Annotated in this window: 19 protein-coding genes; 12 read left to right on the top strand and 7 right to left on the bottom strand. The window is 68.7% G+C overall.

Annotated elements, in window-relative coordinates; translation table 11 throughout:
- Positions 1-293 precede the first annotated feature (293 nt).
- From LX14_RS20960 to LX14_RS11185, 7 genes are all read left to right on the top strand, one after another.
- Positions 294-2,105, top strand: coding sequence for a DUF4012 domain-containing protein (locus tag LX14_RS20960; protein ID WP_308214093.1), 1,812 nt, complete (start codon positions 294-296; stop codon positions 2,103-2,105).
- A gap of 11 nt (positions 2,106-2,116) precedes the next feature.
- Positions 2,117-2,956 (top strand): class I SAM-dependent methyltransferase, encoded by an 840-nt coding sequence (locus tag LX14_RS11210; RefSeq protein WP_253647277.1) that lies wholly within the window; start codon positions 2,117-2,119, stop codon positions 2,954-2,956.
- 45 nt (positions 2,957-3,001) lie between these two features.
- Positions 3,002-3,745 carry an O-methyltransferase gene (locus tag LX14_RS11205; RefSeq protein WP_253647276.1) on the top strand — a complete coding sequence of 248 codons (744 nt, stop codon included), beginning with the start codon at positions 3,002-3,004 and terminating at the stop codon, positions 3,743-3,745.
- 544 nt (positions 3,746-4,289) lie between these two features.
- Positions 4,290-6,203, top strand: coding sequence for a hypothetical protein (locus tag LX14_RS11200; protein WP_253647275.1), 1,914 nt, complete (start codon positions 4,290-4,292; stop codon positions 6,201-6,203).
- Positions 6,200-7,750, top strand: coding sequence for a hypothetical protein (locus tag LX14_RS11195; RefSeq protein WP_253647274.1), 1,551 nt, complete (start codon positions 6,200-6,202; stop codon positions 7,748-7,750). The genes LX14_RS11200 and LX14_RS11195 overlap by 4 nt, the downstream gene beginning before the upstream one ends.
- Before the next feature lie 20 nt (positions 7,751-7,770).
- Positions 7,771-9,249, top strand: coding sequence for a glycosyltransferase (locus LX14_RS11190; protein ID WP_253647984.1), 1,479 nt, complete (start codon positions 7,771-7,773; stop codon positions 9,247-9,249).
- Between the two features lie 41 nt (positions 9,250-9,290).
- On the top strand, positions 9,291-10,931 hold the full coding sequence (locus LX14_RS11185) for a glycosyltransferase family 39 protein (protein ID WP_253647273.1): 1,641 nt from the start codon (positions 9,291-9,293) through the stop codon (positions 10,929-10,931).
- Here LX14_RS11185 and LX14_RS11180 read toward each other — a convergent pair.
- Both LX14_RS11180 and LX14_RS11175 read right to left on the bottom strand, forming a co-directional pair.
- Entirely contained in the window at positions 10,921-12,024 is a 1,104-nt protein-coding gene (locus LX14_RS11180; RefSeq protein ID WP_372505323.1) for a beta-mannosidase, read from the bottom strand. The genes LX14_RS11185 and LX14_RS11180 overlap by 11 nt on opposite strands.
- Before the next feature lie 68 nt (positions 12,025-12,092).
- Positions 12,093-12,890, bottom strand: a complete 798-nt coding sequence (locus LX14_RS11175) for a nitroreductase (protein WP_253647272.1) — start codon at positions 12,888-12,890, stop codon at positions 12,093-12,095.
- 113 nt (positions 12,891-13,003) lie between these two features.
- Between LX14_RS11175 and LX14_RS11170 the strand changes: the two genes are divergently transcribed.
- On the top strand, positions 13,004-13,645 hold the full coding sequence (locus tag LX14_RS11170) for a hypothetical protein (RefSeq protein WP_253647271.1): 642 nt from the start codon (positions 13,004-13,006) through the stop codon (positions 13,643-13,645).
- A gap of 72 nt (positions 13,646-13,717) precedes the next feature.
- Here the strand turns inward: LX14_RS11170 and LX14_RS11165 are convergent, their stop codons facing one another.
- Complete coding sequence (locus LX14_RS11165; RefSeq protein ID WP_253647270.1) at positions 13,718-14,587, bottom strand: cutinase family protein; 870 nt, start codon at positions 14,585-14,587, stop codon at positions 13,718-13,720.
- A gap of 187 nt (positions 14,588-14,774) precedes the next feature.
- Between LX14_RS11165 and LX14_RS11160 the strand changes: the two genes are divergently transcribed.
- Entirely contained in the window at positions 14,775-17,279 is a 2,505-nt protein-coding gene (locus tag LX14_RS11160; protein ID WP_253647269.1) for an AMP-binding protein, read from the top strand.
- On the opposite strand, the gene LX14_RS11155 is transcribed toward LX14_RS11160, so the two are convergent.
- Positions 17,267-17,578: a hypothetical protein gene (locus tag LX14_RS11155; protein ID WP_253647268.1), complete on the bottom strand. Its 312-nt coding sequence runs from the start codon at positions 17,576-17,578 to the stop codon at positions 17,267-17,269. The genes LX14_RS11160 and LX14_RS11155 overlap by 13 nt on opposite strands.
- Positions 17,579-17,999: 421 nt before the next feature.
- Here LX14_RS11155 and LX14_RS11150 point away from each other — a divergent pair, with 421 nt between their 5' ends.
- Positions 18,000-19,247, top strand: a complete 1,248-nt coding sequence (locus LX14_RS11150; protein WP_253647267.1) for an HNH endonuclease signature motif containing protein — start codon at positions 18,000-18,002, stop codon at positions 19,245-19,247.
- On the opposite strand, the gene LX14_RS11145 is transcribed toward LX14_RS11150, so the two are convergent.
- Together LX14_RS11145 and LX14_RS11140 are read right to left on the bottom strand one after the other, a co-directional pair.
- Entirely contained in the window at positions 19,198-20,103 is a 906-nt protein-coding gene (locus LX14_RS11145; RefSeq protein WP_253647266.1) for a sialate O-acetylesterase, read from the bottom strand. The two genes, LX14_RS11150 and LX14_RS11145, sit on opposite strands and share 50 nt — an antisense overlap.
- Before the next feature lie 101 nt (positions 20,104-20,204).
- Positions 20,205-21,302: a GGDEF domain-containing protein gene (locus LX14_RS11140; RefSeq protein WP_253647265.1), complete on the bottom strand. Its 1,098-nt coding sequence runs from the start codon at positions 21,300-21,302 to the stop codon at positions 20,205-20,207.
- 183 nt (positions 21,303-21,485) lie between these two features.
- Here LX14_RS11140 and LX14_RS11135 point away from each other — a divergent pair, with 183 nt between their 5' ends.
- On the top strand, positions 21,486-21,860 hold the full coding sequence (locus LX14_RS11135) for a histone-like nucleoid-structuring protein Lsr2 (protein WP_253647264.1): 375 nt from the start codon (positions 21,486-21,488) through the stop codon (positions 21,858-21,860).
- A 21-nt stretch (positions 21,861-21,881) separates the two neighbouring features.
- On the opposite strand, the gene LX14_RS11130 is transcribed toward LX14_RS11135, so the two are convergent.
- On the bottom strand, positions 21,882-22,922 hold the full coding sequence (locus tag LX14_RS11130) for an LLM class F420-dependent oxidoreductase (RefSeq protein WP_253647982.1): 1,041 nt from the start codon (positions 22,920-22,922) through the stop codon (positions 21,882-21,884).
- 187 nt (positions 22,923-23,109) lie between these two features.
- Here LX14_RS11130 and LX14_RS11125 point away from each other — a divergent pair, with 187 nt between their 5' ends.
- Entirely contained in the window at positions 23,110-23,910 is an 801-nt protein-coding gene (locus LX14_RS11125) for an RsiV family protein (RefSeq protein WP_253647263.1), read from the top strand.

Here is a 23,910-nt window from a genome sequence, read left to right as displayed (position 1 = left end):
CGACAGGCAAGAAAACAGCGACGGTGAAGACCAGTGCACCGAGGACCGCCCAGCCACGAGATGCGCACGTCGCGCGCTGTCTGGTCATAGGTCGCCCTTCAGGGATCAGTGACTGTTCGGGATCGGTTGCTGAATGCTGATTCCTCACTTACTGATGTCGCACAAAGTTCGAGATCGGTTACTCGTGAACCAGTACAGTACGACTGTATCCCCGGTTGTGCAGGTCAGGCGCCGTTTCGACACACCGGTGACCGGCGGATCCAAGGTCGTCCCGAACGGCGGAGGTGGGACACATGAACACCTCACGGGTGCCGGCAGCCGGAACGAGGCCCGGCAGACGACGCCGCCGACGCCGTCCGGGCGGACGCACGGTGGCGCGGTGCGGGTTGGCGGCGTCGCTCGCGCTCCTGGCCTTCGCCGCGTGGGCATCCGTGTACATCGTGTCGGCCCGCGACGAGGCCCGCGCGCTGGAACGGCATCTGTCCGCCACGGAAGCAGCCGCCATGGCAGGTGCACCGGACGTCGGAACGCAGGTTGCAGAGACCCAGCGAGTGGCGGATCGGTTGCGGGTTGCCGCGGACGGTCCTCCCCTGCGCATACTCGCCGCGATCCCGTGGGTCGGCGAACCGTTCCGGGTCACAGCCGAACTGACCGACGTCCTCGATTCTGTCGCCTCCGACGCCCTACCGTCCGCCGTGGACGGAGCTCGACACGCGCTCGGACGACCTGTCGTCGTCGGTGGCGCGGTCGACGTCACCGCGATCCGAGACGCGGCGCCCTCACTGTCGTCCGCAGATGCCGCCATCGGCAGCGCATTACGAGATGCACGCCGCTCGTCAGGGCAGACATGGGCCGCACAGGTGAACAGGATCCGATCCCGGGTCATCGATGAGCTGTCCGCACTCGACCGATCCCTGTCGGCGGCGTCGACAGCCGCGGACCTGGTCCCGTCGATGTTGGGGGCCGACGCCCCGCGGACGATGGCCATCGTCGTGGAGAACGACAGCGAGGCCCGGGCCACCGGCGGCCTTCCCGGGGGTCTTGTCGTCGTCCGCTTCGACCGCGGCCGTATGCGCATACTCAGGATCGTCGAAGACCTCGCCGGCCCAGCCAAGGCGCCGACAGACCTCGGCGCGGATTACCGCGGACTGTACGGATTCGCACAACCCACCCAGCTCTGGCAGACGTCCAACCTGAGTCCCTCCTTCCCGTACGCGGCCCGAATCTGGCGCAGTCTCACGAGACAGCAGACGGGGATAGAACCGGACATCGTGGTCGGAATCGATTCCCACGCACTGTCGGATGTGTTGCGCGTCGTCGGCGGCGTCACCCTGGACGATGACCGCACCGTGACCGCCGACTCGGTGATCCCCTTCATCGGACTCGACAGCTACCAACAGTTCGGCGACGACAGGGCCGGGCGGAAAACGGTCATGGGACAAGTCGCACGGCTGACCCTGGTGAAGATCATGCAGGGGAGGTTCGACGCGCACGAACTGGTGACCGCAATCGCCGGTGCGGCAAACTCGTCACGGATCACCGTGTGGAGCAGTTCGTCGGCCGAGCAGGCACAGCTGACCGTGACACCTGTCGCCGGCGAACTGCCGTTCACTCCAGATCCGTATGTCGGGGTGTTCGTGAACAACTCATACGGCAGCAAACTCGACTATTTCCTCGATCGCGCCATCAGAGTGGCCTATGGCGTTTGTTCCGCGACGCGGCAGCAGGTCACGGTCACGGTGATCCTGACGAATTCGACACCGCAGGGTCGCTACGCTCCCGAGGTGCTCGGGACATTCCTCCCCTATGTACCTGACGGCGGCAGGCTGCCCCCGCGAAGCAACCGCTTGTCGGTGTACCTCTTTGGCACGTGGGCGTCCCGCACCACCTCGGTGTCCCTCGACGGCCGACCCACTCCCTTCGGCACAGGTGTCGAGAACCGCCGGCCGGTCTCGTTCGCAGTGGTGGACCTTGCGCCGGGCGAGCCTGCACGCCTGGCGTTCTCGGTCGACATGCCCCGCCGTGATTCCCCTGCCCTGATCCCGACGCAACCACTCACTCGGCCCGCCTCCGTCCGGGTGGACGGGCGTCCGTGCACCTCATGACAAGGACAGCGATGCCTGACAACGTCGATCTCACCGAGATTCGCGCCGCCGCAGAACGTGTGGTCGCCAAGTTTCCTTTCCCGAACTACTTCGACCCCGCCGAGAAAGGACATGTCTCGGTTGCGGCGACACTGACCAGGTTCGTCCAACCCGGGGCTGCGATCCTCGACTTCGGTGCAGGCCCGCTGGACAAGACGGCGGTGTTCGCGGAGTTGGGTTATCGATGCACCGCGATGGATGACCTCGCCGACGAGTGGCACGTCCGCGGCGATTCCCGGGAGGCGATACTCCGCTTCGCCGAGCACGAGGACATCGAATACATCGTTGTGGACGGCACGGGAGTACCCCCGACCGGGGAGTTCGACGTGGTGATGCTCCACGACGTGCTGGAGCACCTGCACGACTCGCCGCGGGATCTGTTGATCGAGCTGCTCTCGCGGGTCCGGGACGGAGGCCTGCTGTTCGTCACCGTCCCCAACCACCTGAACCTGCGCAAGCGGATCGCCGCAGTCCGAGGACATTCGATCCACCCCCAGTTCGACACCTACTACTGGTATCCGGGCACTTGGCGAGGACATGTCCGGGAGTACACCGCCGACGACTGCTCCCGGCTGGCGGTCGCACTCGGGCTCGAAGTCCTGGAGATCGCGGGCGTGCACCACATGCTGGAGAAGGTCCCCGCCCGCCTGCGGAAGGCCTACCTGTTGTTCAGTCGCGTGTTCCCCTCGACGAGGGACACGTGGTCGATGGTCGCGCGCAAACCCGTCGGATGGACGCCGCGCCCTGCTCTGACAGACGACGAGCTCAGGAGTGTGACCGGCCTGACGTCATGGGGAGAGCTCGGGCACTGATCTGAAGTCCGTCGCAGCGCGGGGAGCCAGACCTACGATCACAGGATGAGCCGCACGCAGCAAAGGGTCGACCGCGTGTACGAAGCGCTGGCGACCCGGATCTCGCCGTCGTGGGCCGCCGCGATCGACGAGCGGCGACCTCACCTCGGGGCAGCCTGGGGCGGCCCTCTGAACGGTCAGCACCATCGTCGGGAAATCGTCCGCGAGATCGCGCGGACGGTGCACTGCGACCGGGTGCTCGAGACGGGGACGTTCCGAGGGACGAGCACCGAGTTCTTCTCGAACGTGTTCGGGGTCCCGGTGGACACGGTCGAGGTGAATCCCAGGTACTTCCACTACAGCCGACGGCGGCTTGCGGTGACCCCGAGTATCACCGTCACCCTCGGCGACTCGCGCCAGTTCCTCCGCACCGTCGCGCGGACCAGCGCGCCGGACGACACCGTCTTCGTCTACCTTGATGCGCACTGGCTGGACGACCTGCCGCTCGCCGAAGAACTCGCCATCATCGACAGCGAATGGACACGAGCCGTCGTTCTCATCGATGACTTCGAGGTCCCGGGTGATCCCGGCTACGCCTTCGACGACTACGGCGGCGACAAGGTCCTGACCGCCGCGAACCTTCCCGCCTCGGTAGACGACTGGTCGCTGTTCTACCCGTCGCTGCCATCGCATGCAGAGACAGGGGCGCGACGCGGATGCTGTCTCCTCACCTCGCCCGCGATCGCCACGCCGGACTGGAAGACCCTGACAGCCGCGGGCCAGGTCGCGGTTTCGCGTCGGAGCAGCTGAGGCACCCCCTCGACGCATGCAAATTGCAGATAGCAACATTGCGCCTAGTCGTACTACATCGCAGGCGTAGTCTGAACGCGTGAAACGAATCGGTCTGGCAGCCATCGGGGCGGCTGTCGTCGCCTGGCTGCGTGGCCGTCACACGAACGACCACGTCGAGTGCACATGCGCCGCCTGCTGCTGGACCAGAGACTGACCCCCACGTCTGGGTGATTGCTGGAGCCCAGGCGGCCCGTGTCCGGGAAGGTTCGTCTGTTCGGCCTACAAAGATCTGCATTTCACTGCGGAGTTCGCGCGCGTTCAGCGATCGGCACCACCGTTTCGGACGGCGCAACACCCCCTCCACCACATTTGAGGTGCTTAATGGGGTTCGTTCGTCGGGCGAGACCGCCAGTGCGACAAAGAAATCGGCCCGGCGTCACACGTTCGCGGATTTTCTCTAGCGCGCGCAAAAATGTATCAATTGCACTAATGTGCGCTTTGCCGAAGTGGTGATGTGCGGTCGAGAAATGGGGACCTGGTGGTCTGCGTACGGTTCCTGTGTGTGGTGTCGGCCATCGGGGTCGCTCTCCTGATCGGCGCGCCGGCTGCAGCGGCACCCGGGGACCCGGTGGCACCACAGCCGCTGTCAGCGCTCGGTACGGCCGCGACGGCAGAGTTCGACTCACCGCAGGCGCAGTACAGCCTCACAGTCCCGGTCGATCCAGGGACGTCGCCCACCGAGTTGCGCGGCACGGCGGACCTGCCGCCCGGTGTGACGGGCGGGACCGTCGACGCCTACAGCGGTGACACGTTCCTGTCGCGGGTCATACTCGGCAGCGCCCCGTCCACCCCCGTGCGGTGGAACCTCACCGGGGCCGACGTCACCGACAACGCCGCCGACATCACGCTGCGGACGTCCCTCACCGGCGACGGGGCCTGCCGGTTCGACCCGGAGACGCCCTTCCGGGTGGTGCGGATGTCCGTCGCCTACAGCGGGAACCCGACCGTTCCCGCCACAGTCGCCGACTTCCTTCCGCCGGTCCTCACCGCGGTCGATCTGTTCCTGCCCGCGAACCCGTCGCCGTCCGAGGCATCCGCGGCGATCGCCACGGCGTCGGCGATCGTCGGCCGCTACAAGCCGACGCCCATCGCGATCCGCACCCGAGCACTCCCCGCCACCGGCGAACCGGATGTCGCGCAGAGCCCCACGGTCCGTCAGGTCGTCCTCGCGGAGAGCGCGCCTCGCGGAACCGCGCTGCGCACAGGTCGTTTCGGCCCGTACCTGCAGATCGGCGGACGTGGCACCGACCTGGTCACCCAATCGGATCTCATCACCTCTCGTCTGGCGACCGTCGCGGTCGCGTCCGCGGCCGTCGCCGGTCAGTCGGCCCCGGCCCCACAGGTCACCCCAACCATCCGCACCCTCGCAGATCTCGGTGTCGGCGACAGCGAGTCCGGCGGTACCGGACGGGCGGTCGTCGCGTTCGGACTCGACCAGACCCGGCTCGCCGGACCCGCCCAGTCCGTGCGGTTCGAGGTCCGCGCGACCTACACACCGCTGCCGTCCAACAGCGGCGGCCGCATCGTGGTGCGGTCCGGGATGACGACGCTCGCCTCCTGGCCTGCTGACGGCTCCGGCGCGGTCGACCAGTGGGTGGACGTGCCGGACCGCATCCTCAGCCGATACGTCGATCTCTCCGTCTCGCTCGAACGCGGAGACGACCAGGGTGGCTGCAACCAGGCGCAACGGATCTCCCTGTCTCTCGATCCGACCGGGGCCGTCGAGTTCCGACGAGCCGACCCGCCGGTCCCCGCCGGCCTCGGATCACTCCCCCAGGCGCTCCAGCCGAGGGCCCAGTTCGCCTGGACGCACGGCGATCTGCCCGACGTGGCACGGGCCGTCACCATCGCGGCCGGGCTGCAGAGCCTGACGGCCACGCCGCTGGGCATCGACGTCGTACCCCTCGCCCAGGCGAAGACCTCGTCGACGCCCGCGGTCATCATCGACGCCGACGGATCGGCTCAGGACATCCCGACCCTGCCCATCACCGCGCGCGGAGACCTCGTCACCGTGGACCCCCTGGGGTCGGAATCGCAGCCGAACCGCCGACGGTCGCTCACCCTGACCTCGACCGTCAAGATCGGGGCCCTGCAGGTCGCGCGAAGCAACGGTCGCAGCGTCCTGGTGGCGTCGTCGAACGGGAACCCGGGACAGCTCGACTCCGTGTTGGGCTGGCTGACCTCCGATCCGCGGCGGTGGTCGTCACTCGACGGAGCCGCCCTCGTCACCATCGACGGTCGGACACCGGTGGTCATCCCCGGAACAGACAGCCCGTCGGAGCAGACGGCGACTGTCGCCGACGACGGCAGCCACTCCGGCGTCATCGTCGCGTCCGCGGCCGCGGTGGCCGCCGTCCTGATCATCAGCGGCGTCGGCTGGTTCGTGTGGCGGCGACGGCGTCGGGCCGAACGATGACCAGCGCCCATCCTGCTGTCCCCGTCGCTTCACCCGACGACGACCTCCCGCCCGCACCGACGGACGGGTTCGACGGGCGCCGGGCGGTTGTGACGATGCTCGTCCGGTGGTCGGTGATCATCGTCGCGACGGGACTCGCCTTCCACTCGACCCTGGTCGCGCTGGTCCGGGAGATGGCCACCGGCAACCTGATGGTCTACCAACCCATCGTGATCCTGGGTGCCGTCATGGTCGCGATGGGCGTGCTCGCCCGCGACCACGCGCAGCTCCCCATCCACGACCGCCAGAGTGACGGCATCGTCGGCGTCATCCTGTTGGCGCTGGCGTGGGTCGTCCAGTACAAGCTGGTCCCACGGTTCTCCGACGTCTACCTCACACTGCACCTCGACCTGTTGGCGCTGTGGATGTTCGTCTTCGCGTCCTGCGTGCTGATGTTCGGTACGCGGCCGACCCTCCGCCATCGGGGATCCTGGCTGATCCTCCTCGCCACCTTTCCCTTCCCCATCCGGCTGCTCACACTGTTGCTGGGAGGGACGGCGGTGTCGGCGTCGGTCGTCGTGATCCTCACCGCCGTGTCGTCCGCCGCGTTGGCCGCCGGACCGAACCTGTCGCGGGTGGTCCTCGGCGCTGTCACCGCGGGTGTGGTGGGCGCGACCACACTCGTGCTCCTCGAGCTCCTCGCCGCGAATCCGTCACCGCCTCTGGTCATCTCGCTCCCCGCCTTCGCGGCCGGGGTGGCGGCGGGCGTGGTGCTCTACGGCGACGACATCCGACGTTTCGGCGTCACCAACAACCTCGTCCGCATGCCCACCCGGCCGGTCGTCGCACCGGGCTCCTGGCGGATCGTCGCCACCATCGCCGTCGCCACCGCGGCACTCGCCCTGGTCACCGTCCCCAGCGGCGACATCCGTCCCCCGCGCCCGGTGGTGCCGGGGCTCCCCACCAACGGACCGACCGCAGTCCCCGCCCTCTGGGACCAGACCGAACTGACCCGATACGACTTCGCGGGCCGCCTGTACGGGAAGAAGGGCACGATGACCCGGCAGCGACTGACGGCGCGCGTCGCAGATCCGGCCTGGGACAACGAGGGACGTCGTCGCGTCATCGTCGTCGACACCATCACCACGAGACGCCCGATCCTGCTGTCGGTGTATCCCGTCTACATGGTCTACGACCTGTCCGGGGTGCGGCTCAGCACGATGGTGCCCGTACCGCTGGGACACGGCGTGCGCGGCGAACTGGGCACACTGGTCGACGACAAGCGCTACCTCACCTACACCCGGCTGACCTGGCGATGGAGTGACGGGCACACCGCGCAGAGCATCCAGTTGCTCGCCGTCGACGACCACCGTGACGGCGCGCCCTTCCCCACCCCCGAACTCACGCCGGTGTCCACCGCCACGGACGTCCTCGCGATCCTGTTGCGCGGCAACACGATCGTCCAGGACGAGCGGCCGGTCTACAAAGACCGAGACATGCTCGTCGCGGCAGCGCAGTCGATGGTGGACACCCAGGTGGGAGCCGCACAGCGGGCGGTGGAGCGGTGACGCGACCCGGTGACGTGCCCATGCCGGCCACCGCGGACGGCACCACCGTCGCCGAGGCCCTCGCCGACGCCGTCGACGGCATCCGCCTGAACCGGCCCCACCTGTCCGCGTCGGTGGCGTTCGTCCCTTGGCAGAAGTGGTCCTTGGTGGCACTGCTGGTCGTCGTCGTCGTCGGCCTGGTGCTCGCGACGACCGGCACCCTCACCGTGCTCGCCGCCATAGCGACCACGGCCTACGTGGCCACCATCATCGATCGCGTCGTCCTCTTCCGACGAGGGCTGGCGACAGGCCCGATCCGCGTATCCGACGGCGCCGCACGCGCGGTGGCCGACGACGCCCTGCCGAACTACACGGTGCTGGTACCTGCCTACGACGAACCCGAGGTGGTCGGCGGGCTGGTGGCGGCGATGGAGTCGTTGGACTACCCCCGCGAGAAGCTGCAGGTCCTGCTGTTGCTCGAGGAAGACGACGACGTGACGATCACCGCCGCCGCGGACGTCATCAGCAGCGGTGCCGTCACGCTGCTCCTCGTGCCTGCCGCGAAGCCGCGTACGAAGCCGAAGGCCTGCAACTTCGGTCTGCATTTCGCCACCGGCGACATCGTCACCATCTACGACGCCGAGGACGTCCCCGACCCACTGCAGCTCCGTCGGGTCGCGGTCGCCTTCGACAGCCTCGACGACGACGTCGCCTGCATCCAGGCGCGCCTGGACTTCCACAACTCCGGCGACAACGTACTCACCGCGTGGTTCACCGCCGACTACGGGCTGTGGTTCGGTTTCCTCCTCCCGGGTCTCATGGCGAGCCGATCACCGATCCCGTTGGGCGGCACGTCAAATCACCTGCGACGCCGTGTGTTCGACGAGATCGGCGCATGGGATCCGTTCAACGTCACCGAGGACGCCGATCTCGGCATCCGCATCGCGGTGCACGGGATGCGGACCGCGGTGCTCGACTCCACCACCTGGGAGGAGGCGAACATCGATGCGATCAACTGGATCCGGCAGAGATCGCGCTGGTACAAGGGCTATCTGCAGACGTTCCTGGTCCACATGCGCTCACCGGTCACCGTGGCACGCACCCTCGGCCCGGTCGGGACCTTCCGCCTGGCCACGCTCTTCGCCGGGACACCCCTCATCGCCTGCCTGAACGTCGCCTTCTGGTTCATGCTGGCCGTTTGGGTGCTCGGCCAGCCGACCGAGATCACACGCATCCTGCCGCCGGCCATCTACTACCCGTCGCTGGTGTCGATGATCCTCGGCAACTCGGCCACGGTGTACATGACGCTGATAGCGATCCGCGAAGACGATCGACCCGAGTTGTTCTGGCCGGCGCTGATCGTGCCCTTCTACTGGGTGCTCATGGGCATCGCAGCGGTCAAGGGGACCTGGCAGCTGTTGCGGAACCCGTCGTACTGGGAGAAGACCGCCCACGGGATCGGCAGCAGCACTGCCCAACCCACGCCTCCCCCGGTTCCGGCCCCCGGCCCGGGCACGTGACCTCGCAGGCCACCCCTCGGCATCGGCGCCCCGGTGTCGCGGTGTTCGGTGCCTCGCTCGCACTGTTCCTCGTCGCCGGGTGGTTCCTCACCGTCGACCGTCAGTTCCTCATGGGCGACGCCCTGTCCCGGGTCCAGTCGGCGCAGTCGGTGGTCTCCAGCCGCGATCCTCATGTCGCCGCCATCGGCTTCGTCTTCACCCCGCTCACCGCTCTTGTGCAGCTGCCCGTCGTCGCAGTCGCGCAGTGGTTCCCGTGGATCACGGCGGACGCGGTGTCCGGCGTCGTGATGTCGTCGGTGTTCATGGCGGGTGCGGTGTACCACGTGTGGGGCATCGGGCGGGACCGCCGACTGCCCACCGTCTGCACGGTGCTGCTGACGGTCCTCTTCGCGCTGCACCCGATGATCGTGTTCTACGGCGGCAACGGGATGAGCGAGGCGCCGTTCCTGTTCTTCCTGTGCTGGGCGGTACGTCGCCTCGTCCGCTGGGTCGACTCCGACGACGTCCACGATCTCGTGACGACCGGCATCTGCCTCGGGCTCGCGTACCTGACACGCTACGACGCCGTCGCGGCGACCGCGGCCGCGGCAGCCGTCGTCGCGGTGGTCTCGATGCAGCGCCGCAGCCCACTGCGCCCGTTGCGGTGGTGTATCTCGCGGGTCGTCGTCGATGTGGCGCTCGTGGTGGCACCACCGCTCGTCGCGTTCGTCGCGTGGGCCGCGACGAGCTGGCTCATCACCGGTAATGCGCTGGCGCAGTTCACCTCCGAGTACGGCAACTCGGCGATCGTCGCGCAGGCCGGCGGGACCCCGGGAGACCTGCTGGGCCGGATCGCCTTCGTCGTCGTCGACTCGTTCCTGTTGTTCCCCGCGCTCCTGCTCGGAGTCGTCGTGATCGGCGCGCGACGGGTCACGCTCGGACGCGTGGCTCCCATCGGCGCACCCGTCGCGGTGTTCGGTGCCGTGCTCGCGTTCCAGGGCGCGAGCTACGTCACCGGAACCACGTTCGGCTTCCTGCGCTTCTACATCACCGCGGTGCCGCTCGGTGTGATCGTCGCGATGCTCGCGCTGTCGGCGCGAGCGCCGGTACCGAGCCGACGACCGGGCCGACGGAAGCGCCCCGGTGTCATCCGCACGCCGACAGCGCGATTCCAGGTCATCGTGGCCACGATCGTCGTCGCCGCCACCGCCGTCAGCATCCCCACCGCCTGGGGCCTGATGGCGTCGCAGCGGTATGCACCGCAGGAGGCGGCGCTGCGCACGACCGTCCTGGACGACCCGACCGCAGCCGGTGTGCGCGTCGCGAAGGACCGTCGCGTCGCGGCGTCGTTCTCGACCGAACGTCAGATCGCGTCGTGGGTCGATGCACAACACCTTCCCGACGGGAGCGTGCTGGTCGACACCCTCTACGGCTTCGCCGTGGTCGCGCGCACCACCGATCCCCGCCGCTACGTCATCCCGTCCGACCAGGATTTCACCGAGATCCTCAACGACCCGTCGCGGTTCGGGATCGTCTACATCCTCGCGGTACCGCGGAGCGGGCGTGGGGTCGCCGACGCGGTGAACCAGCGCTACCCCACGCTGTATGACGACGGTGCGCAGATCGGTCGGCTCGACCTGGAGTTCCCGAACGTCGCGGGCGATCTCCCCACCTGGAGGGTGTATCGCGTGGTCAGGAACTGACCATGTCCGCGACCAACCCGAACAGCGGGTCACCGGGTCCGATGTCGAACGTGCACTGGTTGTTCCGCGGGTCGGGCACGAACGCCCAGAACAGGGCGCCCGCGGTTCCCGCAGTCCGCTGTCCGGTCACCTTGCGGCGCACGTCGGCCGCGCGGTCGTCGACGGTGGCGCACGACCCCGCGTTCTGTCCGATCTCGTTCACCACGATGGGTTTCCCTGCTGCGTGCGCCTGGGTGATCCGGCGCGCGAGACCGTTCCACTGGTCACCGGGTAGCGCGACGCCGTCAGCTCCGTAGTCGTGGTAGTCGAGGACGTCGATGCCGGGCGACCGTCCGACCGACTCGTAGTCATCACCAGCACTGCCGCATTGGCCGCCGCCCGCGAGGCCGGAGAACACCGGCCGTCCGGGATCGAGGCCCTTCACAGCCCCGCCGGCGGCGTCGAAGAACGCCCGGAGCACCGTGCTCGCGTCCGGCGGACAGGTGCGGTCGGGGAAGCTGCACGTGCGCCCACACACACCCGGTTCCGGTTCGCCGACCGGCTCCCATCCGGCCAGGGCCGGAGAGGTTCGCCACCGCGAGACCGCCGTGGTGAGCCATTGCTGGAACGTCATCCCACCGAAGGCCACCTCGGTCTTCCACCCGTCGACGTACCAGTCGCGCTGCTTGAAATCACCGCTCTCGCAAGCCCCGTCGCCACCCGTGAGAACGGGCAGCACCAGCTGGCCGTGGCGGGCCGCCGCCGCGAACACCGCGTCGGCGGGACGGAAGTCGACCGCACCGGTGAACTTGTTCACGGCAAGCGCCGCGAAGAGGTCGAAGCGGGTCAGGGCGTTCGGGGGCAGGCTGCCGAAGTAGGCGTCGAGATCGACCTGGGCACCGCAACCGCGGTTGATCGACCAGTTCGTGGCGAGTTGGTAGGCGTCCATCCCTGACGGCCACCATCGGTCACCGTCGAGGGTGAATCCGGCAGCCGAGACGGCGATCGTCCTCGGCCCACCCGGGGCGGGCTCGGCATGGACGGCGCACGCTGTGCCGGTGAGCATCACGGCAACCACCGTCCACACGAGGGACCACCGGATCGAAGCTCTCATCCGCTGACCGTACGCGTCCGGCGATCACCGGTTGGAGGGATCAGTGACGCTCGTCGGTGGCCTCCGACTCACGACGCGTGCGGGGCCTCGCCGACGAACGTCGCGAAGGACTTCAGCGCCTCCCGGCCCGTGCGGTGCTCGTTGACTGCCGCGTCCGGATCGGCGTGGCCCAGCGACACCCCACACACCACGATTTCGTCGTCGGAGATCGGGAGGTGCTCGCGCAGGACTGCGTCGTAGTCGATGAACGACGCCTGCGCGCAGGTGTCGAGACCCGCCTCCCGTGCCAGCAGCATCAGACTCTGGAGGAAGAGGCCCGCATCCACCAGCGCGCCCGACCGCATGTGGGCGCTCACCGTCAGGATGAGGCCCACGGGGGCGCCGAAGAAGTCGTAGTTGCGACGATGGTGGGCGTCGCGGCCCTCGGTGTCGCCGCGGTCGACGCCGAGAGTGTCCTGGTAGAGCGCGGCACCGAACGCAGACCGGCGACTACGGAACGGCTCCTCCCACTCACCCCGAGGGGGTTGGTACGGGTAGCGCGGGTCCGTCCCGGTGCGCCCGAAGTCCAACGCGTCCCAGAGCGCCGCGGTCACCTGCCGCTTCGCATCGCCGGTCAGCACGTAGACGTGCCACGGCTGGGAGTTCGAGTTGCTGGCTGCTCGAGCGGCCAACGCCAGCAACCGCTCGACGTCCGCGCGCGGCACCGGCGTCGGCAGGAACGCGCGAACGCTCCTCCGGGTGCGCACGGCCGCCTCGACCGTCCGCGCCGCCGACGACACCTCATCCTCCGCACGGTCGGACACCCGTGTGCTCATCTCATCCCCCACCCACAGACCCCACGACGCCCGGTGCGGAGCGTCCTTCACGCACCGGCTCCCTCGACCGTAGCGAAGCGCTCACCCACGGCCGCGCGGTCGGCAGGTCGACGACCGGCCGTGGAACGATGAGGCAGTTGACTCACCGATCAGTGGAGGCAGACGTGACGCGGCGTCGGGTGATGATCGCCGTCGTGGCGGTGGCGATCCTCGCGCTGGGGTTGGTCGTCTATCGGGTGAGCAATCCGCCGGCGCAGAAATCGGACAGTCCGTTCCTCACCGCCGAGGACTTCCCGTCCGGCTACGTGGTCGCGCGCTTGTCGAACACGGCCCCGCCGGGGATCGGTGGCCAGACGGTTCCCGCAGCATGCGGACCCGTCATCGCGCAGCAGGCAGGCCGGTCGCTGCGGTCCTCGATCGTCGGCATCCTCGCCGAACCGGCCGACGCGACCAGACCCACCTACGCCCAGTCGATCGTCACCGGCGGCGAAACGGTCACCCAGACGACGGACGTCGTCCGCCGGTGTCCGTCGTACCGCCAGCGATCGGGCGACGAGTCGTTCGAGTCGACCTCGTCGATCCTGCCCGCCCCGCAGGGGTGCCCCAGTGATGCGCTGGTGATCCGTTCCCGCACCCGCTATTCCGGACCGTCGTCGCAGTCGGACTCGACGGCACTGACCGCCTATGTGCAGGGGCGCACCGCGGTCGGCGAACTCAGCAGTGCGCTCCTGCAACCGACGTCACCGATCCCCGACGACTTCTGCCGGTTGACCACCCTCGTCGCTGAGCGGCTCGACAACAGTTGATCGCCCCCACCGCCGCCCTCGCGCCACGCGGCCTCGGAGACGGGGCCGCGGCGCCGACACGCTATTGCGGACTCAGGTGAACGCGGACCCCGTGCTGCCGCGTCCCGCCGGCGTCCACTGCTCCTTGGCCCAGAGGATGTCGCCACGAAGGGTGGCGGCGAGCACGTCGAGTTCGCTCGGGCCGAGAGGTACTGCGCCGGCGCCGGTCTGGAACCGGGTGGTGTCGGCGAGGTAGGTGGTGTGCGGTCGGCCGCGCAGGTCGGTGCCGACCCGGAAGTCGCAGACGGGGTCCCCGACATGGCAGACGGAGATCCGACGGACGTTGCGCAACGAGTAGAAGGCATCGGACCCGCGCGCGTCGACGCCACTGACGAACGCGCCGAGCGGATTCCGCCACACACCCTCGCCACGACTCCCTGTGCCCATCACGCCGTCGGCTCCGGGCTTCTGGAATGGGTCACCCATGAGGACGGTCGCGGCGAGGACCGAGCGCTTAGCCAGCTCGATCGCCACGCCCCGGGCGACCGCGGCCCCCTGCGAGAACCCGACGACCACGGCCATCGGGGCGCACCCGGGGCTGCCCTCGGAACGCGCGCTGTCGTAGGCGTCGACGGCGGTCGACACCCCGGCGCGCACGGACTTGCCGAAGCTGTGGTCACGAATACCGTCCTCGGTCCTGACCGCCGGGTAGCCACTGCCCACCGACACGATCGGCACCGCACGAAGGGCCGGCTGGTCGCGATAGGTCGCAGTGAGCAGTCGGCTGAGGGTCGCGCCCTCCCACCCGTCGGTCCGCATATCGCCATAGGTCCGCGGGCCGACGCTGCCGTCGCCGCTCCCCCGGATCGGGATGACGACGGCCGGCGCACAGTCTGACGCGGTCGCCGCCCCGGCGGGTGCGGGCACCAGCAAGGTCGCGACGGCAGACGCCGCCGCGAACATCGCTGCACACCCCCGGCGCCTCCACGTCACCCCGTCGATGATGCCCGATGCTGCGCCATAGGCCCGATTTGCCCTATACACCGGCACATTCCCCACCCGCGTCGTATGTTTACCCGACACAGGGGGAGTTCGATGCGCGCGGTTCACCGACTGTTCATGCGCGCAGTTGTGCCAGGGGGAGAGACCGTTGGGTCACAGTCGATCGCAGAAACAGACCGTCACCGACATTCTCGTCGACGCGGCCACCAGATTCCCGGACGCGGAGGCGATAGTCGCCGCCGACGGACGGGTCACCTACAGTGAGCTGCTGGCCCGCGCGTCCGCAACCGCGCGAGCACTCGGCGACGCCGACCGTCGCCCCGTGGCCGTCGTCACCGACGACACGCTCAGCCCCGTGGTGGTGATGTTCGGGGCCTTGCTGGCGGGTCGCGCAGTGGTGCCGTTGGACAGCCACCTCCCCCCGGAGCGCATCGCCGCGATCGTCGCCCGCGCGGGTGCGGAGGTCGTCGACGCCCTCGCGATCCACGCACGCGCCGACGGCCCCGACACCTCCGCGCGACTGGAGGACGCGGCGACGATCATCTTCACCTCCGGCTCGACGGGTGAGCCGAAAGGCGTTGTGTTCGATCACGAGAACGCCGTCGGCAAGGCCGTGGACGCAGTCGTGGGCCAGGACCTCGGCCCGGGTGACCGCATCGCCGACGTGCTGCCACTGGGGTTCAGCGCGGGGTCGACGACCCTCCTCGCGGGCGTCGCCGCCTGCGCGACCGTGCTTCTCGCGGACCCGCGGCGGATGGGTGTCGAACCGGTGCTCGCGTGGCTGGAGGCGGAGCGTGCGACCACGCTCAACTCCTCGGTCAGCCTCGTCCGGCGACTCGCGACCGCAGTTCGGGACGGCACGCATCCCCCGCTGACCACGCTGCGCCAGATCACGTTCTACGGCGAACCCTCCAACGGCGCCGACGTGGTGCTCGCGCGACACCTCGCGGCCCCCGCACCGAGCGTCGTGAACTGGTACGGGGCCACCGAGGCCGGAGTGGTCGGGTCCACGGTCATCGCCCCCGACGACGACGTCGCGCCCGGGAGGGTGGTCGCAGGTCGGGCGCTCGGGGACCGCGTGGTGATGATCTGCGACGACGACGGGCACTCCGTGCCGGACGGGACGACCGGCGAGGTCGTCGTCTACGGCGGGACCATCGCGCAGGGATACGTCGGTGGGACATCGGACCGGTTCCTCGACGACCCTGAGCTCGGCCGCGGCTATCGCACCGGGGACCGTGGCCTGCTGGATGCCACGCAACGACTCCACGTCATCGGTCGCGCCGACGACGCGGTCAAAGTTCGCGGCTACCTCGTCGAACCGGCCGAGGTGGAGGTCGCGATCACCGCGATCCCGGGCGTCGAGGAGGTGTTCGTCCGCGGCCACGACGTCGACGGTCAGAACGAACTGATCGCGTATGTCGGCGGATCGACGGGCGGGCTCGAGGTCCGGGTGCGCTCCCATGCTGCGGACACGCTCCCCCCGTGGATGGTGCCCAGGTTCGTCGTGGTCCTCGCCGCGTTGCCGAGAACCGATCGCGGCAAGGTCGACCGGGCGGCGCTGCCGCCACCGCCGCCGACGACCGACCGTCGACGACGCCGACGGACCACCGATGTCGTCGAATCGGCCGTGCGATTGGCGGTCACGGCCGCGCTCGGACACGACGACGTCGACGCAGACCAGGATCTCGTCGCCATGGGCGTCGACTCCCTCTCGCTCGCCCGGATCGCGGTGACGCTCCGACAGGTGATGAACGTCGAGGTCGACCTCGCGGCCTTCGCCGCGTCCCCCACGATCGCCACACTCGCCGACGGACTGCGCCGAGCCAACGAGAACGCCACCGCCGACAGCGGCGACGGTGTGCTGGTACCGCTGAGGACCGACGGCGACGGCGCACCCCTGTTCCTCATCGCGGGGGCCGGCGCACCGGCGTCCGCGTTCATACCGCTGGTCCGCGCACTGCCGCCCACCCGACCGGTGTACGGCCTGCAGGCCCGCGGTCTCGAACGCCCCGGACGTCCGGACCGGACGATCACGGCGATGGCCCGCCGCAACGTCGACCTCGTCATGTCGGTGCAGCCGCAGGGACCGTACGAGCTGGTCGGCCACTCGATGGGCGGGGTGGTCGCCGCCGAGATGGCCGCACAGTTCGCGGACCGCGGGGAGGCGGTGTCCGGCGTCCAGCTGATCGACTCCGCCCTCACCCCATCGCTCCTCGGGGAACTGGCCGTCGGCGACGTCGACGCGGACGACGAGGTCCACTTCGGGATGGGTGGACCGCAGCTGCCCGTCATGTCGATGACGAATCGTCAACTGGCCGGCCTCTTCCTGCGCCTGCCGCTGGTGGGTCGCGAGGTGTTCGACCCGGTGACCCAGTGGATCGTTTTCTACCACCGCGGGGCACGGATGGTCCGCAGACACCGCCTCCGTCGCATCGATGCGCCAGTCGTCGCCTTGTGCGCCGAGGGGAGCACCCATCGCCGATCGTTGTGGGCTGCAGTCTCATCCGCACCTGTCGCGTTGGTCGCCGTGCCGGGAGGGCACGTGGACCTCCTGCACGAACCGCATGTCAGCGCGCTCGCCCGGGCGGTCGCCGAGGGGTCGACGCAGACCGGGACGGTGACACTGCCCAGGATCGATCAGCCGCAGTAGGCGCTGCTGTAGTACGAGCTGTCGTCGACGGACTCCGCGACCTTGCGGCCGTCGACGAAGATCGCGCAGTAGACATAACCGCCGGCGTCCGCCGAGACGGTGGTCCCGACGACGTCGCCGTACTCCCCGCTGCGGGAGTCCAGGGTGATGCACGTCCGGCCGTCCCCGATCGGGTTGCCGCGCAACGAGACGCCGGAGCGGGACGTCGTGTTGCCGTACGCATTCGTGTACGAGATGTCGAGCCGTGCGCCCGTCTCCGAACACACCACCTGCCGCACCGCGGAATACGAGTCCGTCACAGCGGCCTGCGCGACCCCCGTGCCGCCCACGAGAAGCGCTGGGGCACAGGCCGCAAGGATACAGACGCAACGAAACACAGCAATCATGGTGGTCTCCTGACCATGGGGGACGCGCCGACCGCGTGTCCGGAATGCCGACAACGTAACGGGCACCTCCGACAGGATTCGCGGTTGTCCACAGGCGACGAGAACTCGTCCTTGACAGACGAACAGGAGGCAGTACTGTCGCCCACATGTTCGATCACGTTGTCTCTGCGGCGGATGTTCTCGCCGATGCCATCCGCGAGTGCGAGGCACCCACGGATGATGATGCGTTGATATCGGGAGTGCGTGCGGCCCTCGCCGCCCGTTCGGCCGCGGACGGCCTGCTGGCCCGACTGACCGGGAGGTCGAATGCCAGGGGACAGCGAAGCGGATCGGGATGTCGGTGCGGGAACTGCTGCGGCGGAACGGATGCGTTCCGGTGGTGGCGTCGCGGGCGATTCGACTGGGTCGGGCGATCGTGCACCTGCCGTCGCTGGCGCGGCATGTGCGGGACGGGTCGCTGTCGGCGGAGTACGCCGACGCCGTCGCCCGCGGGGTCCGCCACGTCGCGGAGCGGACGCGGACACCGCTCGGGTCCGAACTGACCGACGACACCGAGGCGACGCTGATCGGGCACGCTCTGGCCGGACGAACACCCACGGAGATCGCCGACCACGCCCGCGCGATCGCCGTCGCCAACGAGCCTGCCACCGAGGATGATCCGGACGACTCAGCCACGCCGGTGGCCGAAGACGTCACCCTGAACGACCTCACCTGGAATCAGGGCGACGACGGCAGACTGTCGGGGTCGTTCGACCTCGACGTCGTCACCGGTGAGCGGCTCATCTCCTGCATCGACGCCGCCTCCCGGCCACGCCCACTCCCCGACGGGTCCCCGGATCCACGACCAGCGGCTCGCCGACGAGCGGATGCGTTCGCTCAGCTGCTCGAGACCGCCTCGCGGGCAGTGCGATCCGACGCCCTGATCGGGCCGTCGACAACCGAGGTGATCCTGACCGTGCCCACCACCGCAGCCACAGGACCAGGCGGCGAGCTGGTCCCGTGGCGGGCGCCGAGTCTGCAGTGGCTGGGCACCGTCTCGCAGGACACCGTGTCGTTGCTGTCTTGCGACGCCGCGGTGACCCGGGTCGGCATGGACATCGACGACGCCCCGGTCGACATCACCACGACGACACGGTTGTTCACCGGCCGGGTGCGCAAAGCCGTCATCGCCCGCGACCAGTGCTGTGTCAAGTGCGGCAACCCCGGTTCGTGGACCGACGTGCACCACATCGTGTTCCACTCCGATGGCGGACCGACGACGTGTGACAACGGGTGCTGTGCCGGACCTGCCACATCGCCGTGCACCAGCACGGCTGGGAGATCGAGATGGGGCCCGACCGGCATCCCTGGATACGACCACCCGCATCGGTCGACCCGAAACGCGAGCTACAGCCTGCCTACAACCGCCGCACGCTCCGACTCGACCCCGTCGCCGCCTGACCGGCCCGCAGACCAGCACCATCTGCACCTGCCCACGCGGCAGGACCGCAGCAGTTGTTTGACAACTCCACAGTGTGGGCCGCCGAACCCGGTCAGGACTTCGGGAAGTCCTGGTACGCCTGGAACATCCGGCGGCCGATGAGACGACCGGCCTCGGCGGTGAAGTGGGGATCCTCGGGGAGGCCACTGCCGGGCGCGCCGTTGAGCATGCCGGTCGGCGACGGGACGAACCGCGCGTGACCCCACCGGTTCGGGGTGTCCTGGTGGACGGCGTCGATGCCGGCGAGCTTGGGCGGACCGAAGTTCATGTACTCCGGACTCAGCTGCCCGAGGATGAACGGCACCGGGCCGTAGCGATCGCGCAGACCGCCGATCAACCGGTCGAACTGACGCTGGAAGACGTCATGCTCCGACAGCGGGCCGTCCGACTCACCCTGGTGCCACAGGATGCAGTCGAGTTTCTGCCCCGTCTTCTTCAGTGCGGAGTCGATCTGCTTGATCGAGTAGTCGTAGAGGTTGACCCGCACGTCGTGGTTGTCGGGATCCCAGGAGTACCCGTTCTTCGGATAGAACGACGTGTCGCCGCGGGCGCAGGGGACGAGGAGGACGGGATCGCCGGTGGCCTCGGCCAGCAGCGAACCGAACGTCGTCGCGAAACCGACTCCGGCGCCGGGCACCTCGTGCAGCAGTGGGTCCTCGGCGAGCAGGATCTTCCGTCCGCGATATCGCCCGCATCCCGGCCACTGGTGGACCATCGGGTGCACGGGTGGCGGGGTGACGCCCGGCTCCTCGTTGCCCGCGCCGCTGGCGTTCGACTGCCCGAGCACGGCGACGACGCGATACGGCTTGTCGATGGGCGGCGCCGGCGTCCCCGTCGCGATCGCCTTCTTCACGACGGTCTTCGCGCGCATCAACGCCTGCAGCTTCCACGGGAAGCTGCCGTGGATGGCACGGTCCTCGTCGTACGAACGCAACTCCGGGTCGAACGGTGAGGGCATGCCACCTCCAGACATGTGAGGGCCCGTCCCCCACGATCCGTTCCATCATCCCGCGCCCGGAGGAGAACCGCTGATCATCGCGGGACGCCGCCCTCGCCTGGTCAGGCCAGGACCGTGCGCGCCCCGCCGTCGTTCTTCGCGCGGTACATCGCGCGGTCGGCGCGCAGCAGCACGTCGTCGATGTCGGTCAACCCCGACTCGGCGTGCCTACCCGCGCTCGTCGTCGCGACCCCGATGCTCACGGTCAGCGGCGCGGCCGCCCCTTCGACGGCGCAGCCGACTCCGACCGCGTCGTGCAACCGCTGCGCGAGCACCTCGTCGGCAGCGTCCTCGGCGCGCATGACGATGGCGAACTCGTCCCCACCGATCCGGGAGACGACGGCGGACGACGGAGCCAACCTCCGCATCACCGACGCCACGAACACCAGCGCCGCGTCACCGGCGGCGTGGCCGTACTCGTCGTTGATGGACTTGAACCTGTCGATGTCGATCAGCAACAACGAGAAGTCCGCACCTCGCGCGATCAACTCGCTCGCCCGGACCTGCATCCCACGCCGGTTGTGCAGATCGGTCATGTCGTCCCGGAAGGATCCGGTCGCGTCCCGACGCAGCACCGCGACCAGCGGCACGAGCAGGACCGGGATACAGATGGTCACGGGGACGACCACCAACGAGCGGACGGCCACGAGCGCCGGCGGGACGATGTGTTGCACACCCGCCCACACCGCGAACGCCACGAGGATGCCCAGCACGGCGGCGGTCTGGACGATCACCGCGCGCGGGCCGTGGTGGATCACCGTGTAGACACTCACCGCGGCGAGCAGGGTGAGCCCCGGCATCGAGTCGAACACGCTGCGGTACGCCGCCATCACCAGGACGACGCACAGGTCGGCGTAGGCGATGAAGCCCAACGACGCCGCCACCCCCGGCCAGGGACGTGACCACCAGAATGCCGCCAGGACAACCGAACTCCCGGCGACAGCGACGAGGACGGTGTACGTGAGCATCCCCGAGCGCATCCACGGGTTCATGAAGGGGAGCGAGAACAACGCCGACAACCCGAACGCGAGACAGCCGAGGCCCATCACGATCCGCTGCGACCGCAGCAGACCGCTGGATCGCAGATGCTCCGCTGCCCAGTCGCGGTCGAAGTCCTCGGTCCACCAGCTGCGCAGGATGCGGCCAAGAGAGCTCGGCATCGCCCCCACCCCCGCGATCGGTCTGCACAACGTGTGTTGCGACTGTACAGACACACGAGAAGCGTCGGGCCGACCGGGCGAAAACAGCGAGACATACGTCATTACTGCGGCAAAAAGTAAAGGCAATCACACAAATGTTCTGTGCAGAGTTCCTCATTAGGCGTGACAACTACCCGGTGGATTGTGTTCTGTCACAAGAATTTGCTGTCGCTGAACGTATATCAGCGTTACTATCTGCACATGGCACGGATCACGGTCGTTGAAGTAGTCGACGATTTGAGCGGACGAGTTCTCTCCGACCCCGAAAGCGTTCGTTTCGGTATCGACGGGACCGAATACGAGCTCGAGACGTCGCGAGAAAACGCTCAAGAACTGCGCGATCTCCTGCAGAAATACGTCGAGGTCTCCCGAAAGCGAACAGGCCGACGATCCGACGCCGCCCGTGCCGCGGTCTCGGTCGCAGAGATCCGCGCCTGGGCGATCGAGAACGGCTGGGACATCAACGAACGCGGACGCGTCCCCAAGGTGATCGTCGACGCCTACAACGAGGCGCACTGATCTCTCCGGTGGGCCACACCGTCAGCTGACGATCTCCTTGAGGGTGCGGATCTGCTCGACGTCGTCGGCGTGATTGCCCGCCATCGGTGTCGCGAGCGCCATCGTCACGCCGCCGTCGCGGAACGCCGCCACCCGGTCGACCACCTCGTCACGTGATCCGATCAGCGAGATCTGCCGCACGAGGTCGTCGGGAACAGCCTGCGCGGCCTCGTTCTTCTTCCCGTCGAGGTACAGGTCCTGGATGGTCTTGGCCTCGTCGACGTAGCCGTAGCGCACGGCCAGATCGTTGTAGAAGTTCTTGCCGCGCGCACCCATGCCGCCGACGTACAGCGCGACCTGGTGGGAGACCAGTTCCCGCGCGGCCGCGGCCTTCTCGGCGTCATCGGTGATGAGCAGCGCGGTGGTCACCGAGATGTTCAGGTCACCGAGTTCGGGGTCCCGCTTGGCCTTGCCCTTCGCGAGCGGCTCGCCGAAGGCGACGTCGACGTGCTCGGGGTGGAAGAAGATCGGCTGCCACTCCTCGAACTTCTCCGCCGCGAGCGCCACGTTCTTCGGCCCGATCGCGGCCAACGCCATCGGGATGCGTTCGCGCACCGGGTGATTGATCAGTTTGAGCGCCTTGCCGAGACCGGTTCCGCCGTCCTCCTCGGTCAGCGGCAGCGTGTAGTACTTGCCCTTGTACTCGACGCGGTCACGCCGCCACACCATGCGGCAGATGTCGGCATACTCGCGGGCGCGACCGAGCGGCGCGTCGTACTTCACGCCGTGGAACCCCTCGATGACCTGGGGGCCGGAGGCACCGATGCCCAGGACGGCGCGACCGCCGGAGATGTAGTCGAGCCCGGCGGCGGTCATCGCGATGTTCGTCGGGGTGCGGGAGAACATCGGCAGGATGCCGCTCGCGAGCTCGAGGGTCGTGGTCTTCGCGGCGATGAACCCGAGCTGGCTCACGGCGTCGAAGCTGTAGGCCTCGGGGACGGCCACGCGATCCAGGCCTGCGGCCTCGAACTCCAGCAGGTGGTCGATCGTCTCCGTGAAGTCGCCCGCGTAGTTGATGCCCATGCCGATCTTCACGACCGAACCGCCTCTCGTCGTCGACGCCCGTCCGGGCGACGCCTCTGCCAGGGATCATGCCCGACACGACCGTCCCGGTGAACCGGGCATCACCATAACCACAGTTACGGCAGGCGGGTCCAGTCCGCCCCGTGTGCCGCTTGTCGAATCGGGGTGGGGCGGCTATCCCTGACGCATGACACGAGCGCGATCGGCGGCAGCGGCGGCACTGGGGATCGCGGTGGCGATGTCTGCCACCGCCGGGTGTTCCTCCGGCGGCGACACCGGCGCCGGGACCGTCACGACAGTGGTCACGATCACGCGGTCGTCGCCCGCCCCCGCCCCGAGTTCGACGGCGCCGTCGTCGGCGGCGACAGCGTCGTACCAGCAGAGCAGCACCCGCGTGACCGGCCGGACCGCGCGCGCCACCTACGACGTCACCATCCCCCAGCTGACCGGCGGGAAGGCGGCCGTCACGGCCGAGTTCAACCAGTCGATGCGGGCGGCCCTGCAGGACCAGATCGACGACGACTACGGCTCGGGCAGGGCGTTCACCCTCGAGGACGGCCGACGCGACGGGCCGTTCCACATCGGGTCGCGGGTGATCAGCGCCGAGCAGATCACCTACTGGATGGCGAATCCGCCCGGGGCGCACGGCGACTCCCTGATCGCCACCGTGACCATCGACGCGGACACCGCCAAACCCATCACGCTGAGTGATGCCTTCGGTGACCTCGACACAGGTCTGCAGCGCCTGTCGCAGGAGGCCGCGCGTCTCCTGCCGACGACGAACGTCGGGTCACGGTACGAGCGCAGCGGCATCACGCCGACGGAGAAGAACTTCGCCAACTGGACCGCGTCGCCCGACGGGATGGCGATCCACTTCAGCGACTACCAGGTCGGCGCCTACGCCGACGGCCTCATCACGATCACCATCCCGTGGTCCGACCTGTCCGACGTCCTGGCCCCGGGGATGCAGGCCGTGCTGAGCAGCTGA

It is taken from the genome of Williamsia deligens (assembly GCF_024171765.1).
In the GTDB taxonomy this organism is placed as follows: Bacteria; Actinomycetota; Actinomycetes; order Mycobacteriales; family Mycobacteriaceae; genus Williamsia_A; species Williamsia_A deligens.
Note: the sequence above shows the minus strand (reverse complement) of the source record. Positions and strands in the feature narration are given on the sequence as shown.

What these genes read in the sequence shown, in the direction of transcription:
- LX14_RS20960 (WP_308214093.1), top strand. Translation starts at nt 294, where the DNA reads ATGAACACCTCACGGGTGCCGGCAGCCGGAACGAGGCCCGGCAGACGA.
- LX14_RS11205 (WP_253647276.1), top strand. Translation starts at nt 3,002, where the DNA reads ATGAGCCGCACGCAGCAAAGGGTCGACCGCGTGTACGAAGCGCTGGCG.
- LX14_RS11150 (WP_253647267.1), top strand. Translation starts at nt 18,000, where the DNA reads ATGTCGGTGCGGGAACTGCTGCGGCGGAACGGATGCGTTCCGGTGGTG.
- LX14_RS11195 (WP_253647274.1), top strand. Translation starts at nt 6,200, where the DNA reads ATGACCAGCGCCCATCCTGCTGTCCCCGTCGCTTCACCCGACGACGAC.
- LX14_RS11130 (WP_253647982.1), bottom strand. Translation starts at nt 22,922, where the DNA reads ATGGGCATCAACTACGCGGGCGACTTCACGGAGACGATCGACCACCTG.
- LX14_RS11165 (WP_253647270.1), bottom strand. Translation starts at nt 14,587, where the DNA reads ATGTTCGCGGCGGCGTCTGCCGTCGCGACCTTGCTGGTGCCCGCACCC.
- LX14_RS11140 (WP_253647265.1), bottom strand. Translation starts at nt 21,302, where the DNA reads ATGCCGAGCTCTCTTGGCCGCATCCTGCGCAGCTGGTGGACCGAGGAC.
- LX14_RS11145 (WP_253647266.1), bottom strand. Translation starts at nt 20,103, where the DNA reads ATGCCCTCACCGTTCGACCCGGAGTTGCGTTCGTACGACGAGGACCGT.
- LX14_RS11125 (WP_253647263.1), top strand. Translation starts at nt 23,110, where the DNA reads ATGACACGAGCGCGATCGGCGGCAGCGGCGGCACTGGGGATCGCGGTG.
- LX14_RS11180 (WP_372505323.1), bottom strand. Translation starts at nt 12,024, where the DNA reads ATGAGAGCTTCGATCCGGTGGTCCCTCGTGTGGACGGTGGTTGCCGTG.
- LX14_RS11210 (WP_253647277.1), top strand. Translation starts at nt 2,117, where the DNA reads ATGCCTGACAACGTCGATCTCACCGAGATTCGCGCCGCCGCAGAACGT.
- LX14_RS11190 (WP_253647984.1), top strand. Translation starts at nt 7,771, where the DNA reads ATGCCGGCCACCGCGGACGGCACCACCGTCGCCGAGGCCCTCGCCGAC.